This window comes from Parasphingorhabdus sp. (genome assembly GCF_039982415.1).
Taxonomy (GTDB): Bacteria; Pseudomonadota; Alphaproteobacteria; order Sphingomonadales; family Sphingomonadaceae; genus Parasphingorhabdus.
Window position 1 is genome coordinate 245,729 of sequence record NZ_JBDWYL010000001.1, and the last position, 16,576, is coordinate 262,304.

The 16,576-nt window shown below is 49.1% G+C and carries 18 protein-coding genes; 8 read left to right on the forward strand and 10 right to left on the reverse strand.

The window, feature by feature from the left end:
* Positions 1 to 5: 5 nt before the first annotated feature.
* Positions 6 to 2,996, forward strand: coding sequence for an insulinase family protein (locus ABJU74_RS01190; protein ID WP_348385752.1), 2,991 nt, complete (start codon positions 6 to 8; stop codon positions 2,994 to 2,996).
* Positions 2,997 to 3,023: 27 nt separating this feature from the next.
* On the opposite strand, the gene ABJU74_RS01195 is transcribed toward ABJU74_RS01190, so the two are convergent.
* The 4 genes from ABJU74_RS01195 to ABJU74_RS01210 all read right to left on the reverse strand — a co-directional run bounded on the left by ABJU74_RS01195 (position 3,024) and on the right by ABJU74_RS01210 (position 6,104).
* Positions 3,024 to 3,647, reverse strand: a complete 624-nt coding sequence (locus ABJU74_RS01195) for a peroxiredoxin family protein (protein ID WP_348385753.1) — start codon at positions 3,645 to 3,647, stop codon at positions 3,024 to 3,026.
* 119 nt (positions 3,648 to 3,766) lie between these two features.
* Positions 3,767 to 5,068, reverse strand: coding sequence for an ATP-dependent protease ATPase subunit HslU (gene hslU / locus ABJU74_RS01200; RefSeq protein WP_348385754.1), 1,302 nt, complete (start codon positions 5,066 to 5,068; stop codon positions 3,767 to 3,769).
* Between the two features lie 52 nt (positions 5,069 to 5,120).
* Positions 5,121 to 5,663 carry an ATP-dependent protease subunit HslV gene (gene hslV / locus ABJU74_RS01205; protein WP_348385755.1) on the reverse strand — a complete coding sequence of 181 codons (543 nt, stop codon included), beginning with the start codon at positions 5,661 to 5,663 and terminating at the stop codon, positions 5,121 to 5,123.
* Positions 5,664 to 5,855: 192 nt separating this feature from the next.
* A complete protein-coding gene (locus tag ABJU74_RS01210; RefSeq protein WP_348385756.1) occupies positions 5,856 to 6,104 on the reverse strand; it encodes a hypothetical protein in 249 nt (82 codons plus the stop codon).
* A gap of 260 nt (positions 6,105 to 6,364) precedes the next feature.
* Between ABJU74_RS01210 and ABJU74_RS01215 the strand changes: the two genes are divergently transcribed.
* Positions 6,365 to 6,583, forward strand: a complete 219-nt coding sequence (locus ABJU74_RS01215) for a hypothetical protein (RefSeq protein WP_348385757.1) — start codon at positions 6,365 to 6,367, stop codon at positions 6,581 to 6,583.
* Positions 6,584 to 6,592: 9 nt separating this feature from the next.
* Here the strand turns inward: ABJU74_RS01215 and ABJU74_RS01220 are convergent, their stop codons facing one another.
* Complete coding sequence (locus ABJU74_RS01220; RefSeq protein ID WP_348385758.1) at positions 6,593 to 7,879, reverse strand: MFS transporter; 1,287 nt, start codon at positions 7,877 to 7,879, stop codon at positions 6,593 to 6,595.
* 174 nt (positions 7,880 to 8,053) lie between these two features.
* Between ABJU74_RS01220 and pgsA the strand changes: the two genes are divergently transcribed.
* From pgsA to ABJU74_RS01235, 3 genes are read left to right on the forward strand one after another with little or no spacing between them, the layout of a single operon-like run.
* The gene (pgsA, locus tag ABJU74_RS01225) at positions 8,054 to 8,605 is read left to right on the forward strand and encodes a CDP-diacylglycerol--glycerol-3-phosphate 3-phosphatidyltransferase (protein WP_348385927.1); all 552 of its coding nucleotides are present in this window, start codon (positions 8,054 to 8,056) and stop codon (positions 8,603 to 8,605) included.
* A gap of 12 nt (positions 8,606 to 8,617) precedes the next feature.
* Positions 8,618 to 8,881, forward strand: coding sequence for a molybdopterin converting factor subunit 1 (gene moaD, locus ABJU74_RS01230; RefSeq protein ID WP_348385759.1), 264 nt, complete (start codon positions 8,618 to 8,620; stop codon positions 8,879 to 8,881).
* Positions 8,878 to 9,321, forward strand: a complete 444-nt coding sequence (locus tag ABJU74_RS01235; RefSeq protein ID WP_348385760.1) for a molybdenum cofactor biosynthesis protein MoaE — start codon at positions 8,878 to 8,880, stop codon at positions 9,319 to 9,321. Before moaD ends, ABJU74_RS01235 begins: the two co-directional genes overlap by 4 nt.
* Here ABJU74_RS01235 and ABJU74_RS01240 read toward each other — a convergent pair.
* The gene (locus tag ABJU74_RS01240) at positions 9,318 to 10,241 is read right to left on the reverse strand and encodes a hydrogen peroxide-inducible genes activator (RefSeq protein WP_348385761.1); all 924 of its coding nucleotides are present in this window, start codon (positions 10,239 to 10,241) and stop codon (positions 9,318 to 9,320) included. The two genes, ABJU74_RS01235 and ABJU74_RS01240, sit on opposite strands and share 4 nt — an antisense overlap.
* A 153-nt stretch (positions 10,242 to 10,394) precedes the next feature.
* Between ABJU74_RS01240 and epsC the strand changes: the two genes are divergently transcribed.
* From epsC to ABJU74_RS01255, 3 genes are all read left to right on the forward strand, one after another.
* Positions 10,395 to 11,099, forward strand: a complete 705-nt coding sequence (gene epsC / locus ABJU74_RS01245) for a serine O-acetyltransferase EpsC (protein ID WP_348385762.1) — start codon at positions 10,395 to 10,397, stop codon at positions 11,097 to 11,099.
* Entirely contained in the window at positions 11,099 to 11,455 is a 357-nt protein-coding gene (locus ABJU74_RS01250; RefSeq protein ID WP_348385763.1) for a DUF2794 domain-containing protein, read from the forward strand. The genes epsC and ABJU74_RS01250 overlap by 1 nt, the downstream gene beginning before the upstream one ends.
* Before the next feature lie 133 nt (positions 11,456 to 11,588).
* Positions 11,589 to 12,944, forward strand: coding sequence for a porin (locus ABJU74_RS01255; protein ID WP_348385764.1), 1,356 nt, complete (start codon positions 11,589 to 11,591; stop codon positions 12,942 to 12,944).
* A 71-nt stretch (positions 12,945 to 13,015) separates the two neighbouring features.
* Here ABJU74_RS01255 and phoB read toward each other — a convergent pair whose 3' ends face one another.
* From phoB to pstA, 4 genes are read right to left on the reverse strand one after another with little or no spacing between them, the layout of a single operon-like run.
* Positions 13,016 to 13,711: a phosphate regulon transcriptional regulator PhoB gene (gene phoB / locus ABJU74_RS01260; RefSeq protein ID WP_348385765.1), complete on the reverse strand. Its 696-nt coding sequence runs from the start codon at positions 13,709 to 13,711 to the stop codon at positions 13,016 to 13,018.
* 18 nt (positions 13,712 to 13,729) lie between these two features.
* Positions 13,730 to 14,440, reverse strand: a complete 711-nt coding sequence (gene phoU, locus ABJU74_RS01265; protein WP_348385766.1) for a phosphate signaling complex protein PhoU — start codon at positions 14,438 to 14,440, stop codon at positions 13,730 to 13,732.
* Positions 14,441 to 14,469: 29 nt separating this feature from the next.
* The gene (gene pstB / locus ABJU74_RS01270; protein WP_348385928.1) at positions 14,470 to 15,267 is read right to left on the reverse strand and encodes a phosphate ABC transporter ATP-binding protein PstB; all 798 of its coding nucleotides are present in this window, start codon (positions 15,265 to 15,267) and stop codon (positions 14,470 to 14,472) included.
* A gap of 53 nt (positions 15,268 to 15,320) precedes the next feature.
* A complete protein-coding gene (gene pstA, locus ABJU74_RS01275; protein WP_348385767.1) occupies positions 15,321 to 16,571 on the reverse strand; it encodes a phosphate ABC transporter permease PstA in 1,251 nt (416 codons plus the stop codon).
* Between the last annotated feature and the right edge of the window lie 5 nt (positions 16,572 to 16,576).

Here is a 16,576-nt window from a genome sequence, read left to right on the forward strand (position 1 = left end):
AAAATTTGCATCAGTCTGACGCGGTTTATTCACTGGCCAGTAAGATAGGGCCTGCTTATACCGACGGTATGAACAAATTTTTCGGCGCTGCTGGCCGCCTTGCCACCATATTGATGACTATTTCCGGAATGACCTTGTGGTCCGGTGCTGCATTGGCGCAATCTCAAGACAGTTCGACGGTTTCCGAGGAAGCTGGCTCACCGCAACCTTGGTTATATGAGCGCAGCAATGTCCCCGTTGATACCAGTTGGACATTTGGGGTGCTCGATAACGGTTTACGCTATGCTGTAAAGAATAATGGTGTGCCTCCGGGCCAGGTCTCGATCCGAGTCAGAATTGATGTCGGTTCTTTGATGGAGCAGAAGCATGAACAAGGCTTCGCCCATTTCATGGAACATTTGTCCTTTCGCGGTTCGGAATTTGTTCCCGATGGAGAAGCCAAAAGAGTTTGGCAACGCTTGGGCGCAACTTTTGGTAGCGACAGTAATGCAGAGACCACGCCTACACAGACGGTGTATAAGTTGGATCTCCCCAATGCCAATCCAACCAGCTTGGATGAAAGTATTAAAATTCTATCCGGAATGATTAGCGCGCCTGGACTAAACGCAAAGGCGGTCAATGCGGAAAGACCGGTTGTTTTGGCAGAACTCAGAGAGCGACAAGGTCCCCAGACCAAGGTTCAGGACGCAACGCGGGCCTTGTTTTTCGCCAATCAAAGACTAGCAATTCGGGCGCCGATTGGCACGCCAGAAACGTTAAGCGCAGCGACGCCGCAAATGTTGCAATCCTTTCACCAGCGTTGGTACCGGCCAGAAAACACCGTCGTAGTGATCGCAGGAGACGGTGAGCCGGCTGAGTTTGAAGCGCTTTTAAAGAAGCATTTTTCCGATTGGAAGGGGAGCGGCGAGGCAGGAAAAGCACCTGATTTCGGCGATCCCAATCCGGGTGCGGACACCAGTCGCGTGGTGATAGAACCCACATTGCCGCGCTTTATATCGATGGCCACAATACGTCCCTGGGAACAAGTGGATGATACCATAGCTTATAACCAGCAACTGTTGATTGACCTACTTGCTTTGCAAATGATCAATCGCCGATTGGAGGCGCGGGCCAGGGCAGGCGGCAGCTATTTGCAAGCCAATGTCAACCAGGAGGATGTCAGCCGATCGGTTGATGGAACATTTGTAAATATTGTTCCGTTGAGTGATGATTGGGAATCGGCTTTGCAAGATGTCCGAGCGGTGATTGCCGATGCGACAACCCATGCGCCATCTCAGGAAGATATTGCCCGAGAACTATCGGAATTTGATGCCGCGCTGGCGATTGGAGTCGAGGGCTATGCAACTGAGGCTGCGCGCAAACAGGCTGATGATATTGTCAATGCCGTGGATATTCGTGAGACGGTGGCAACGCCGCAAACGGCATTGGATGTTTTTCGTGACATGCGTGATCTTTACACACCGGAACGACTTTTGGCTTCGACGCAAAAGCTATTTGATGGTGTCGCTACCCGTGCCTTGCTGACGTCTCCTACGGTTGTTGACGAAGGGAAGTCTAAACTGGCAATCGCGCTCGATCAGACAGTAAAGGCGGCGAGCAATGCCCGTGTGGAGCAAGCCAATCTCGGCTTTGATGCGCTGCCGCGGATTGGCCGAAAAGGCAAAGTAAAGTCTGCTGAGACAATTGGGCGCTTTGAGATGGAGAAACTTATTCTCAGCAATGGTGTCCGTGTATTGCTCTTTCCAAACAAGGCTGAACGCAACAAAATCATGGTCAATGCCAGATTTGGAAAAGGGTATAGCGGGCTTGATCCGAATGATGAGGGATTGGCTTGGACCGGCGCAATGGCTTTGATGGCAAGTGGTGTCGGAAAGCTAGGACAGGATGATCTCGATAAAATCACAACCGGTCGCCGTATCTCTCTGGGCTTTGAAATTGATGATGACGCATTTGAGATTAAAGCGGATACTCGCGCGGCGGATTTGAAAGATCAGCTCCATCTGATTGCTGCGAAATTGCAGCATCCCCGCTGGGATAAAGCGCCTGTAATTAGAGGTCGTGCTGCATCATTAATTGGCTATGATAGCTTCTTGGCATCTCCTCAGGCGGTTTTGCAACGCGATTTGGAATGGCTGGTGCGAAGCAAAGATCCGCGGTGGAAAACTCCGGACAAAGAAGATTTTAACGCCTTAACCCCCCGGGATTTCAAGAATTTTTGGAAGCCAATTTTAAAAAGCGGACCAGTCGAGTTGATGCTATTCGGCGATTTCGATCGTGATGAAGCCGTCGAAGCGATTTTGAAAACATTCGGTGCTTTACGCAAAAGGCGATCGAATGACATAGCCGAAGGTGGTCACTCACCGATGTTTCCCAAGCCAAAAGCGGGGCCAGAGATTTTGGTACACAAAGGGGATGCCGAACGCGCAGCCGCCTTGATCGCATGGCCAACCGGCGGCGGTTTGGATGACATTCGTGAGAGCCGAAAATTGGAAGTTCTGGTTTCGATATTTAATGATCGTATGTTCGAAATTTTGAGATCTAAAGAAGGCGCTAGCTATAGTCCGCAAGTGATCAACAGCTGGCCAATCAGTTTCGAAACGGGTGGATATATTAGTGCCTCCAGCCAGTTAACTCCCGACAATATCGATCGTTTTTATGGTGTGGCAGAACTGATTGCGAAAGATTTGCGCGAAAAACCCGTGAGCCCAGATGAGTTGAAGCGGATTGTTGAACCTTTGCGCCAACTGATATCACGGGCGAGCAGCGGCAATAGTTTCTGGATGAGTCAGTTGGAAGGAGCGAGCTTCGATCCCAAAAAATTCACGGTTTTGCGAACCTTATTGACCGACTACACGGTGATTACACCGGAGCAAGTGCAAAAATTGGCGCAAAAATATCTCAAGGACTCAACCAAGTGGAAGCTAGTGGTCTTGCCAGAAGGCAATAAAAAAGCCGCAATCTCAAAGGATGCGGCTTCTTTGTCTGCGTCTCGATAGGGGCGTTTAAAAAGCCTTAAAAGCTAATTAGATCGCGTCGATCAACGCCAAAAGTTGCTCATTTGTCGGGCGTTTTTTAAAGTCGCCAGATACTGCCTTGGCAGTGATTTTACCGTCTTTGCCAATTACTACGACAGACGCATAAGGCACGCCAACAGCTTTGCCTTCCGTATATTGCGGGTCGCGCAATTCAAACGCGTCGATCATCGCAGATTTTTCGTCGGAAAGCATAGCATAATCCAACATTTGATTTTTTGAAAATCGATCTTGGCTTTCGATACTGTCGTAGCTGACGCCATATAATTTATAGCCGCGCTCCTCCAGATCGCTAACGATAGCATTCACGCCCTTCAATTGGGTTTGGCAAAACGGGCACCAATCAACCGAACGGGTAAATATGAAAACTGCAGGGCCTTGCTCCAAAATTGCAGCAAGACTGGTTTCGCCATCTCCCGTATTGAACGTAGCAGCCAATGGCGCTGTATCGCCGATGGCGAGCCCGGCTTCTATGGTTTCAATTGCTTCAGGGGCCGGACTGGATTCGATATCCTCGGCTGCCTCAGCGCCTTGATCAGAATCGTTTTCAGAGGGTGAGCATGCAGCGATGACCAACGCGGATGCCAGAGCAAAAAGAGATGCGGTTCGTTTCAAAATATAACTCCTGCCGGTTAAAGAAGGTCGTTCGAATTCAATATGCAAATGGTTACACATGTGCACAAGAATTTTTACCTATGAAATATTATTGTCGGCCTAATTGCCGGTCTTCACCCCTATAGCACATATTTTGACAAGTCCGTGTCTTTTGCGACATCGGATAGCTGGCTGTCGACATAGGCGGCATCGACTGTAATCGTTTCACCTTTGCGATCTTCCGCATCAAAACTGATATCTTCCAGCAGCTTTTCCATGACGGTTTGCAAACGACGGGCGCCAATATTCTCAACGGTTTCGTTCACATTTGCAGCGATTTGCGCCAATTTTTCGATCGCGTCCTGGGTGATATCAATTGTCACTTCTTCTGTTCCAAGCAAAGCGACATATTGCTTCGGTAGATTGGCCTTGGTTTCCGTCAAAATTCGCACGAAATCGGATTCCGTCAAAGCCCGAAGTTCGACCCTGATCGGGAGCCGGCCCTGCAATTCTGGCAGCATATCGCTGGGCTTGGAAATTGAAAAAGCGCCGGAAGCGATAAACAATATATGGTCGGTTTTCATCGGTCCATATTTTGTTGCGACGGTGGTGCCTTCGATCAGCGGCAATAAGTCCCGTTGTACGCCTTCACGGCTGACAGATCCTCCGCGCACATCGCTGACCGCAATTTTGTCAATTTCATCAAGGAATACAATGCCATTGGACTCCGCGTCGGTAATGGCCGCGCGGGCAATATCATCATCATCGAGACGCTTGTCGGATTCTTCTTCGATCAATTTGTCCCAAGCATCAGCCACCCGCATTTTTCGGCGTTTCATGGCATTTTGACCAAAGGCTTTGCCCATCATGTCAGAAAGATTGATCATGCCGACTTGGCCAGACATGCCAGGGATATCCATGGGTGCGGTGGGCGTATCTTCCACTTCAATTTCAATTTCTGTGTCGTTCATATGATTATCGACAACCCGCTGACGGAAGCTTTCTCTTGTCGCTTCACTCGCATTTTCTCCGCATAAAACATCCAGCAAACGCTTCATGGCCGCATCGGATGCCGCATCACTAACCGCAGACCGGCGACGTTCCCGCTCTAGCCTGACGGCCTCTTCGGCCAAATCACGTGCTATTTGTTCGACGTCTCGGCCGACATATCCGACTTCTGTGAATTTGGTCGCTTCAATTTTGATGAAAGGGGCATCAGCCAATTTTGCTAAACGCCGGGATATTTCGGTTTTACCGCACCCGGTCGGCCCAATCATAAGGATATTTTTGGGCGTGACTTCTTCGCGCAAGTCAGCGGGTAATCTTTGACGGCGCCACCGATTGCGCAGTGCCACGGCGACCGCACGTTTGGCGTCTTTTTGACCGACTATATGTTCGTCCAGAGCCTCAACTATGGCTTTGGGGGTGAGATTATCTAACATGGGAAACCTTTACCGGAGCAAGTGAAAATGATTTGGTGTGAAAGCGTCAGCGCTAGCTGTCGCTATCCAATAGTTCGATCGTGACCTGATCATTGGTGTAGACACAAACATCTGCTGCGATAGCCATGGCTTTGCGCGCCAATGTCTCGGCATCTTTTTCATAGTCAATCAGAGCCCTGGCCGCAGCCAACGCAAAATTACCACCAGAGCCAATGGCTGCAATGCCTTGGGTGGGTTCTAAAACATCACCATTACCCGTCAGGATCAATGTGACTTCGCTGTCGGCGACAATCATCATCGCTTCCAGGTTGCGTAAATATTTATCTGTTCGCCAATCTTTTGCGAGTTCCACGGCGGCGCGCATCAATTGTCCGTTATGCCGTTCGAGCTTCGCTTCGAGCCGTTCGAATAGCGTGAAAGCATCTGCTGTAGCACCCGCAAATCCGCCAATAACCGAACCGTCATGCAATTGACGAACCTTGCGGGCATTGGGCTTCATAACGGTTTGCCCCATTGAAACTTGGCCGTCACCGATAACGACGACTTTTCCGTTTACGCGGACCGAAAGGATGGTGGTGCCATGCCATTGTTGCATGCCATGCTGCTGATTTTCTGTCATAAACCGGATATGGGAAGTCTGTTGATTAAGTGCAACCGTCGAATATTTCTTGCTCCAAAATTTGTTGCTTCATATTTGCCAACCATCTGAAGGATTGATTGGCTGCAGCAGAGCGCAAAAAAAATGGCGACCAAAAGGCCGCCATTTTAAATTCGTTTAGCCCAAGATTCAGGGGCTGGTTGGCGTGTCGTCACTACCATCAGCAGCTATGATGATGCCACCGATTACTGCAGCAGCTGCGAGAACCGCAACGATGATGCCAGATCCGCCTTCAAGCTTGTTTTCTTTGTCTGCAGATGCACTAGCACGAACAGCTTCAGAAGCTTTAGATACTGGCTGAACAGCCTGTGCAAGCACAGGTGTAGCAACCAGAGCTGAGGCTGCAACTGCAGCCATACCAATTTTACCGAAACGCATAATTTGCTCCTTCAGGGTTTCGCATTTCACTCAATACGAAAGGCCCATTGCCACAACAATTGTTTGAAATCAACAGCATTTATCCCAAATTCACCGATTTATCAGGGCTGTTGCAAAGATCACACAATGATAATTTTAGTCCATTTTGGAGCAATGGTCGATCAATTGGGCGTGTGAAAAGCTGTGTCATCCTAAGACAATGGATCAAAAGCAGGATTTTCTTATGGATTTCATGGCTAACAAATTGTTAACAATATCGCATGAAGCAAAATAGAAACCGTCCATTGGTGCTCCACAATGAAGGATCCCGGCATCCCTTTCGCTTGCGCTTGCCGCGCGAGATTTTCGTTATAGGGCCAGATGAGCTGCCTTTGGAAGAGGTCGCTGCCCCTGCCAAGAAGGGGTTGAGCGAAGATGCAAGCCTATTCATGCTCAGCTTTTCTGCCTTTTTCGCTGCTTTTTACCTGTTCATTTTTTAAAAAACTCTGTCAGTCGCAGGCCAAATGTAGTTGCTGGCCCAACCAGGCGGCGACCACGCACATTGCCGCAACCAACAGCAATTGTTCGGTTGTCGAGACGCCCATAAGGCTGAGAGCCAAAGCGGCGAGGGCACCTAATACCATGCAGCCAGAATTGACGACATTATTGGCGGCAATGGTTCTGGCAGTTTCACTAATATCCACCGTTGTTGTCAAAAAGGCATAAAGCGGCACAACGAACATGCCACCGAAAACTGAGACACCAACCAATGTCCCCAACAAGGCCCAGGCGCCGTCGTGCATCATAAAGGTACTAAACGTGTAGAGCTGTCCGTCGGGCAGTCCTTCCCATCCGCGAGCGATGAAAAAGAGAATGAGAACGAACACGCCCATAGCGATTACGCTGAACGGCGCATAACGTGCTGATACTTCGCTTTTGAGCAGGCGGTTTATGAGTATGGAGCCGACAGCGATACCGATAGAAAAAACACCCAAAAACAAGCTCGCCACTGCCGGAGTAGCGGTCAGGACATTTTCAACCAAAGGCGGGAATTGAATGATCAGAACCGACCCAATCGTCCAGAAAAAGCTAATCGCTACAATGGCAAGATAGAGGCGCCTGATGTGCAATGTTGCAGAAATTAGGTTGATAGAAGATCGGATGAAATTGAAATCGATTTTTTCGACTTCTTTCTGGGGCGGAGCTGCGGGAAGAAATTGTGCGCTAAAGCGGCCGATTAAGGCGACGATAAAAACCGATATAACCGCGAACTCGACGCCATTGCCATCGCGGTCGATAATGATTCCGCCCAAAATTGTTCCGGCCAAAATCGCGATATAGGTACCGGCTTCGACGAGCCCAGTCCCGGCGAGCACCTCATCCTTTTCGAGATGCTGGGGAAGAATCGCATATTTAATCGGTCCGAAAAATGTCGATTGCAGGCCGAGAAGAAACAGAGCCGTCAACATGACTGGAATGGACTGGAACCAAAGGCCAAGTCCGCCGATTATCGCAATGGCGATTTCGAGCGTTTTGACAAGCCGAGTAATGCGGGCCTTATCATAATTATCCGCCAATTGTCCGGCCAAAGAAGAGAACAGGAAAAAGGGTAAAATGAAAATGCCGGAGGCGAGGGCGTTAAATTGAAAATCCTGTGCAGGATCTTTGTAAATGCCGTAAGTTACCAAAATAACCATCGAAAACTTAAAGAGATTATCGTTAAAAGCACCGAGCATTTGTGTCAGGAATAACGGCCAAAATCGCCGTTTTGCCAATAGTCGATGAGCAGATGACATGAATGGAGATTCCCGTTTTTGCAGATTGCCAGTCAGGGGGATGAAGTTACTTTCACACTAGCGATGTTGATCGATTGCGCAAGGCGTTGAATGGAGTAAAATTTGCGCAATATCGAAGAGATGTTGCGGATAGGATTTAACTTTCGTCAAAACCTCGTTATGGCAGCGGTCAATATGTTGAACCTGCCTAATATTTTGACGCTCTCGCGGATATTTACCGTGCCGTTTCTGGTTGGCCTATTGTGGTGGCCGGACTGGAAGCTCGGCTATTTACTGGCGACGGTCTTATATGCCCTTATGGCGATAACCGATTATTTTGATGGATATCTCGCGCGTTCGCAGGGCACCGTATCGAAACTGGGGATATTTCTCGATCCCATAGCGGATAAGATCATGGTCGCGTCGGTCATACTTATTTTATGCGCAACCGGCGATATAGAAGGCTATAATGTGATCGCTGCACTCATCATTTTGCTCCGCGAAATTGCGGTTTCCGGCTTGCGAGAATTTCTCGCCGGATTGCAAGTCAGTGTTCCGGTTTCGCAATTGGCAAAATGGAAAACAACCTTTCAACTCATTTCGCTCGGTGCACTTATTTTGGCTGGTGGGCTACCGCAATTTCCGTTCATCCAAATGGTGGGTATCTGGACTTTGTGGGCCGCTGCCATACTAACCTTGATCACAGGCTGGGATTATCTCCGGGTCGGCTTAAAGCATATGGACTAAAGGACCGCAGCAATGACGACGGAACTTAATATTGTCTATTTTGCATGGGTGAGAGAACGTTTGGGCCGAGACGAAGAGGTGGTGCATTTACCAGATACGGTCACAACGATCGGCCAACTGGTTACGCATCTGCAGAGTTTGGGCACGGTCTATTCAGAAATTTTTGAAGATGTCGGCAAGCTTAGATTTGCATTAGATCAAGAATTTGTATCGCTGGACCATTGTTTACAGGGTGCCAAGGAATTGGCGATTTTTCCTCCGGTGACCGGCGGATGATCAAGATCTCCGTTCAGAAAAGCGATTTTGACGCTGGTTTGGAAATTTCAAAGCTATCCGAATTGGGCGGCGGAGCGGTGTCCAGTTTTGTGGGACAGGTCCGCGGCGACAAACAGTTACAAGCGCTGGAGCTGGAGTATTATCCCGCGATGACTGAAAAAGCTTTGCGCGAAATCGCGAAGCAAGCCACCGGAAAATGGCCGATTCACGGCTTGGTGATCATCCACCGTGTTGGTCGAATGGCAATTGGAGATCAAATTGTATTAACTGGTGTCTGTTCCGATCATCGGCACGCCGCCATTTCAGCCTGTTCGTTTCTGATGGATCAACTCAAAACCGTTGCCCCTTTTTGGAAAAAAGAAATTATGTCCGACGGCGTTGAAAAATGGGTTGATGAAAGGCAATCGGATATTGATGCCGCGCAAAATTGGCGCAACTAGGCGGCTTTTTCCATCACCCAGCTTTGACTTTGGCGCATAATTTCCGCGAGCAGTTTAAACTCATCCTTACGCGGGCTGTTTTTCCGCCATACAAGCGCAATATTGCGGACAGCGCGATCCGATTTGATCGGGCGTGCCAGAATGTCAGTGTGCATTAAAATGCCGGCATCGATTGCCATTTTGGGAAGCAAAGTCAGACCTAAACCATTGTCGACCATCTGAACCAATGTATGCAATGAGGTTCCCAGCATCCGAGCGGACGCCCTCAGCTCGGGGCGATTGCAAGCCGCTAGGCCATGATCTTTCAAGCAATGGCCATCTTCCAGCAAAAGCAATCGACTGTCATCGATCAGGGCTGGATCGACGATATTAGGCGGATCACGGGGATCGTCTTTCGGAAACGCGACAAAAATTTCATCATCAAATAAAATCTCTGATTCAACATCTCCACAAGAAAATGGCTGCGCCAACAAAACACAATCGACATAACCATGGCTCAGCGAGTCACAGGCAGCCTGACTGGTTTCTTCCTTAAGATAGAGTTTTAACTCGGGCCGATCTTTCCGCAATTGAGGGAGCAATTTGGGCAATAAAAAGGGAGCGATGGTTGGAATTACGCTCATTCTAATGTCGCCAACCAGCGGTTGACCGGCAGATCGCGCCATATCGGACAATTCTTCCGCTTCGCGCAAAATACGATGGGATTTTTCAACCATCTGCTTTCCAAGCTCGGTAAAACGGACGACTCGCCGCGTTCTTTCCACAAGCATGACATCGAGCAACGTTTCCAGTTCTTTGATCCCAGCAGATAAGGTTGACTGGGTGACATAACACGCTTCGGCGGCGCGCCCAAAATGACCATGTTCCTCTAGCGCCACCAAATATTGCAACTGTTTGAGTGTGGGTAGGTAGCTAGACATGATTTAACCTTTCGATAAATAAGCTTGATTTCATTCAATATAGCGATGTTATTGGCGGTGAAAAGAGCTTGTTTCAAATAGGTTGCAAGAAAGGACTGGAATTTCTTCCACCAAATCCTTAGTTTAGACTTTATAAAATCGCCGGAGAAAAATATGTTTCGGGAACTGCGTGAATATTTAGATTCCATCAAAGCGCGAGATCCTGCTCCGCGTTCGCGTTGGGAAGTGTTGCTCTACCCTGGCGTGTTGGCGCTGGGTCTCCACCGCGTTGCCCATTGGTTGTTCAAAGGTGAGCTCTATTTCTTCGCCCGGTTTGTGAATCATTTTTCGCGTCTTTTTACGGCAATCGACATTCATCCAGGCGCCAAAATTGGCCGCCATCTGTTTATCGATCACGGTTTTTCCGTGATTGGAGAAACAGCGGAAATTGGCGACAATGTGACAATTTACCAATGTGTCACTTTGGGGGGTACCAATCCCGCTAATGGAGTTGGGGGTAAACGCCATCCGACGATCGAAGACGATGCCATTTTGGGATCTGGCGCTCAAATATTGGGGCCGATAACGGTCGGAAAGAGATCTCGTGTCGGCGCCAATGCCGTCGTCACCCAAGATGTGCCGGAAGGTGCGACCATGGTCGGCGTAAGGGCGCGCCCAACCTTGGTGCAAGTTGAACAATATCAAGAAGACTTCACACCATACGGAACGCCCTGTAGCGAAGTATTCGATCCATCGACGCAAAAATTGGAAATTTTGCAATGCGAAATGGAGCGGCTCCAAAAGCGCATCGCAGCCTATGCAGAGGGGCGAGACGAAACACAGGCTGACGATCCAGAAGGCGAGCGAGACAGCGCTTAATGGCTTCTGAAACGTCTAATGTTTCGAATTTTCCGAATAAAAAGTCCTTTCCGGTCCAAGTGGGTTTTGATCGCAAGGAAATGGATCGCATTTTGAACATATATGGCCGCATGGTCGCCGCCGGACATTGGCGGGACTATGCAATGGATATGGGAAAAGATGCGGCCATTTTTGCAGCGTTTCGGCGGGCATCTGAACGACCGCAAATGCGCATAGAAAAGCGGCCTGCAAACCGCAATAAGCAAGGCATTTGGACCCTTCATGGTGAACATGGTCAAATCTTGAAAAGGGGCCATGATCTTGCCGGGATTTTAGCGCCGCTTGAACGGCGGCTGATGAAACTGGTGACAGATTAATCCAGATTTGGCTTCCTGGACGACAGCGGCGATCATTGTAAAAAATGTGAAATATTAATGCCATTCAAATGAAATAAAATTCTCATATTGCGGTCATCAAACATCCAAATCCATGTTTGAGGATTCGAAACTGATGACATTAAAATCTATCTTAGTTACCGGAACGGCAGCCATTGCTTTGCTCCCAGGACAGGCATTTGCGGCTGAAATTTCAAGTGAGCAGGCAACTGCACTGTTGGAGCGATTGAATCAACTTGAGCAAGAAGTGGTCAATTTGCGAGCGCAGCTTAGCAATGTGGAAACGGTTCAGCAGAAACAAACCGAACAGGTCGCCGCTGTAGAGAAAGTCGCACAGAAAAAAGAGAAAACGTCGATAAAATTTAAGGGGGCGCCCGAAATTAAAACCGATGATGGATGGAGCTTCAAGCCACGCGGCCGTATCCTCTATGACTTTAACAATCTTTCGTCCGTACCATCCACGATAACCATTCCCGGAGAAGGCTTTTCAAACGAAGCCCGACGCGTTCGATTGGGCGTACAGGGCAAGATTCCCGGCGGTTTTGGTTATAAGCTGGAAGCGGATCTGTTAGATGGCGTAGAAATAACCGATGCCTATCTCGACTATAAAAGTGGCGGGCTGACGATCACGGTTGGACAGCATAATAACTTCCAATCGCTAGAAGAGATTTCAAGCAGCAATGACACGAGTTTCATTGAACGTTCAGCTTTTACCGATGCCTTTGGCTTCGAACGTAAAGTTGGTATTTCTGCACAATATAAGGCCGGCGACGTGCTGTTGCAGGGCGGTGTGTTTACAGACAATATTGACGATCTGAGCGCTGGTAACGACAGTATCGGATTGGATGGCCGGGTTGTTTTTGCTCCCAAACTGGGCGACGCTCAACTTCACCTTGGTGGATCTGTCCACTGGATGGACCTGGGCGATACGATTGGTTCGGTCCGTTACCGTCAGCGGCCGCTCATTCACAGCGTAAGCACACGGTTTATCAACACCGGCAATATCGATGCTGAGGAACAGCTTACCTATGGATTGGAAGGCGCTGTAATTGCGGGGCGTTTTCATGCTGCCGCCGAAACCCATTGGGCAAAAGTCAGTCGATCTGGTCTTGCCAATCCAACATTTTTTGGCGGTTCCATTGAAGCCGGCTTGTTCCTGACTGATGACAAGCGAGAATATAAAGGCGGTGTCTTTAAAGGCGTGAAAGTGAAGAACCCAGTTGGTTCTGGTGGATCGGGCGCTTGGCAAGTCAATGTTCGTTACGACCGTTTGGATTTAACAGATGCGGGGATCATAGGCGGCACGCAAGATGGGTATATGGCGTCGTTAATCTGGACACCGATTAATCATGTGCGGTTCCTGCTAAACTACGGGAACCTCTCTTACGGCAATGCATTGGGCATTGTGGCTGGCGCGCCGGAAGATTTTTCGGTTGATGTGATCGGTGCGCGCGCTCAGATTTCCTTCTAGAAACATCGCAGCAATGCAAAAAAGGCCGGTTTAAGCCGACCTTTTTTATGTCTTTGTTAGCGCACCGAAGATCACGCGGCTTCGGTATCCAATGCATATCCAGCTGATCGGACAGTCCGAATAATATCTGGCCGCTGATTGGCGTTAAGCGCTTTACGCAAACGGCGAATATGAACATCAACCGTACGCAACTCGATATCGCTATCTTGTCCCCAAACACTGTCGAGCAAGCGTTCGCGGGAAAATACCCAATTGGGATGCTCCAGAAAATGACGCAAAAGCCGAAATTCTGTTGGTCCCAGAGGAACTGTTTCGCCACTGCGTTTCACTTTATGGCCGACCGTATCCATTTCGAGGTCACCAAATGCCAATTTCTCACCAGCAAGGGCAGGGCGGACGCGCCGCAAAACGGCTTTCACTCGAGCAACCAACTCGCGCGGACTAAAAGGCTTGGTGATATAGTCATCAGCGCCCGTCTCCAAGCCTCGAATCTTGTCTTCTTCTTCGCCGCGGGCGGTCAGCATGATAATCGGAATATTGGCTGTTTCGGGCGACCGACGGAGGCGCCGACACACTTCAATGCCTGACAAATTTTCGATCATCCAATCAAGCAATATAACGTCGGGCTGGTTTTCTTTGACCAGCAACAAAGCCTCTTCTCCATCTGCTGTGTGGATGACCTCATATTCCTCTTTTTTAAAATTCCATGACAAAAGTTCAGCCAAAGCGGCATCATCTTCTACTAGCAGCAACGTCGCGTTGGACATTTGACCTTCCTCAGTTGTTTACTCTTCCAATAAATCTGTTGGGTTTTCTCCGCGATCCCGTTCGGGCATTGGTTCCCCTTTGGCGGCAAAATAGACCATTTCCGCAACATTGGTGGCATGGTCACCAATGCGCTCCAAATTTTTGGCAATGAACAGTAAATGAGCGGCTTCACCAATATCTTTTGGATTTTCGATCATATAGGTAATGACCGAACGAAAAATACTGGTGTAGAAATCATCGACAACCTGATCCCGTTCGCTCACTTCCAAAGCCAAGTCGGCATCTCTGCGCGCAAAAGCTTCCAATGAGTCGCGGACCAATTCCGAGGCTACATTTGACATGGACGGGAGTAACGATGCGGGGCCTAGCTTATGGGTGCTGGCAATGACCGGAACGCGCTTTGCAATATTCTTTGCATAGTCACCAATCCGCTCCACAACACCAGAAATTTTGAAGGTGGCGATGAGTTCTCGCAAATCATCAGCCATGGGTGCGCGCAGCGCGATGGTTTGGAAGGTAAGATCGTCGATCCGTTTTTCCAATTCATCAATCAACTTATCTTCTTCAACAACCTGGGCGGCCAATTTCAAATCATGCTTTTCCAGGGCGCGCATTGCCTTGGCAATGGCCTGTTCGCTGCGTCCGCCAATTTCTGCAACCATTCCGCGCAGTTCATTAATGTCGGTGTCAAAGGCTTTGACGGTATGTTCTGTGCCGCTATTGACCATTTTTCGGGTTCCTTCCCTTGTCGAGCCGCTTAACCGTAGCGTCCGGTAATATAATCCCGTGTTCTTTCTTCAGTCGGGTTGGTGAATATCTCTGAAGTTACGCCATATTCAACCAGGGTACCCAAGTGGAAAAAGGCAGTGCGTTGCGAGACACGGGCTGCTTGCTGCATATTATGCGTGACGATAACAATGGCATATTTGCCGCGTAGCTCGTGGATAAGTTCTTCGATTTTTGCCGTGGCAATCGGATCCAATGCTGAACAGGGCTCGTCCATCAAGATCACTTCCGGATCAACCGCGATGGCTCGGGCGATGCATAATCTTTGTTGCTGCCCGCCTGATAATGCTGTGCCGCTATCTTGCAGTCGATCCTGCACTTCGCCCCATAAACCGGCCCGTTGGAGCGAGGTTTCGACAATATTGTCCAACTCATCTTTGCTGTTGGCAAGCCCATGAATACGAGGGCCATAAGCGATATTGTCATAGATGGATTTAGGAAATGGATTGGGTTTCTGAAAAACCATGCCAACCCGAGCGCGCAATTGTACGACGTCCATATCGGGCGCGTATATGTCTTCACCTTCCAGCGTAATTTCACCAGTGACGCGCGCGATAGGAATCGTATCGTTCATGCGATTCATGCAGCGTAGAAAAGTAGATTTTCCGCAACCAGAAGGCCCAATAAATGCGGTGACATTGTCCATTGTAACATCAATGGACACATCTTTAATCGCTTGCTTGTCGCCGTAGAAGACATCCACATTGCGGGTTGTCATTTTTAACGGGCCATCGCCGGCTGAAATAGCGGGAGCAGTGGATGCTGTCATATTCGGACTTTCAATCGAGCTATTACTGTCTATCAATTCGGTCATATCAGTTTCTACCAGCGGGTTTCAAATCGATTGCGTAAATAGATCGCAAGCGCATTCATGGTGAGAAGGAAGACGAGCAGCACAATGATAGCTGCGGATGTTTTCTCTACAAATCCGCGGTTAACCTCATCGGACCAGAGAAAAATCTGAACCGGTAAAACCGTTGCCGGTTCAACAATCCCGCTGGGCGGTGTCGCGATAAAGGCCCGCATGCCAATCATCAACAGCGGTGCGGTTTCGCCTAGAGCTCGGGCCATACCGATAATCGTTCCGGTTAAAATGCCGGGCAGCGCAAGGGGCAGAACGTGATGAAAGACAACTTGCATTTGACTGGCGCCGATACCCAAAGCCGCTTCCCGGATCGATGGCGGAACGGCTTTGACAGCATTGCGGCCTGAGATAACGATAACGGGCATGGTCATCAAAGCGAGAGTTAGGCCACCAACCAATGCCGCCGAGCGCGGTAATCCGAATATATTCAGAAACACCGCTAGACCGAGCAGGCCAAAAATGATCGAAGGCACTGCCGCCAGATTGTTTATCGATACCTCAATCAGATCGGTAAACCGGTTTTTCGGGGCATATTCCTCCAAATATAAGGCGGAGAACACCCCGACAGGGAAGGCAATTGCCAAGGTTATAAACATGGTGATCAAGGAGCCTTTCAACGCGCCCCAAATTCCAACTTGCATTGGATCGGTTGCATCAGAATTGCTCAAGAAATTCCAATTGAATCCAGTTGTTAGCTTATCATCCAGGGTGGAGACCATTTTTTCGGCATCCGCGCTGCCATCGCCCTTATAGGCAACATCAATTTCAGATTCTGCCGGCAAATAGACCGTCGTTTTGGTTTCGACAATATCAGGATTCTCCAATATCTGGCTGCTGACAGATTGCCACCCACCGCCGGAAAACAGCTCCTTACCTTCTTCTCCATATTGAATTTCTATGCTCGCATTGACGATGTCGCGGACACCCAAGGATTGCAAATTTGCTGCCCCATTTGGTCCCGTAAACTGGTTGGCTGAAGCGCCACCGGTCATGGCCGGAAAATCTATTTCAACCGGTAATTCTGTTTGCGTGAAGCCACGCAGTCCATTGCCCACCATGACAACAAGCAGAAAGGCGAGAAAGCTGGCGGATAAAATTATCGCCGCCAAGCCCAGCGCTTTAAACCGGCGTTCGGATGCATAGCGCTTGCGGATACGCCGCTGCATATCATCACTATGCCAATCGGTTGGTGCTCTTTTGCCCGTCATGGTGG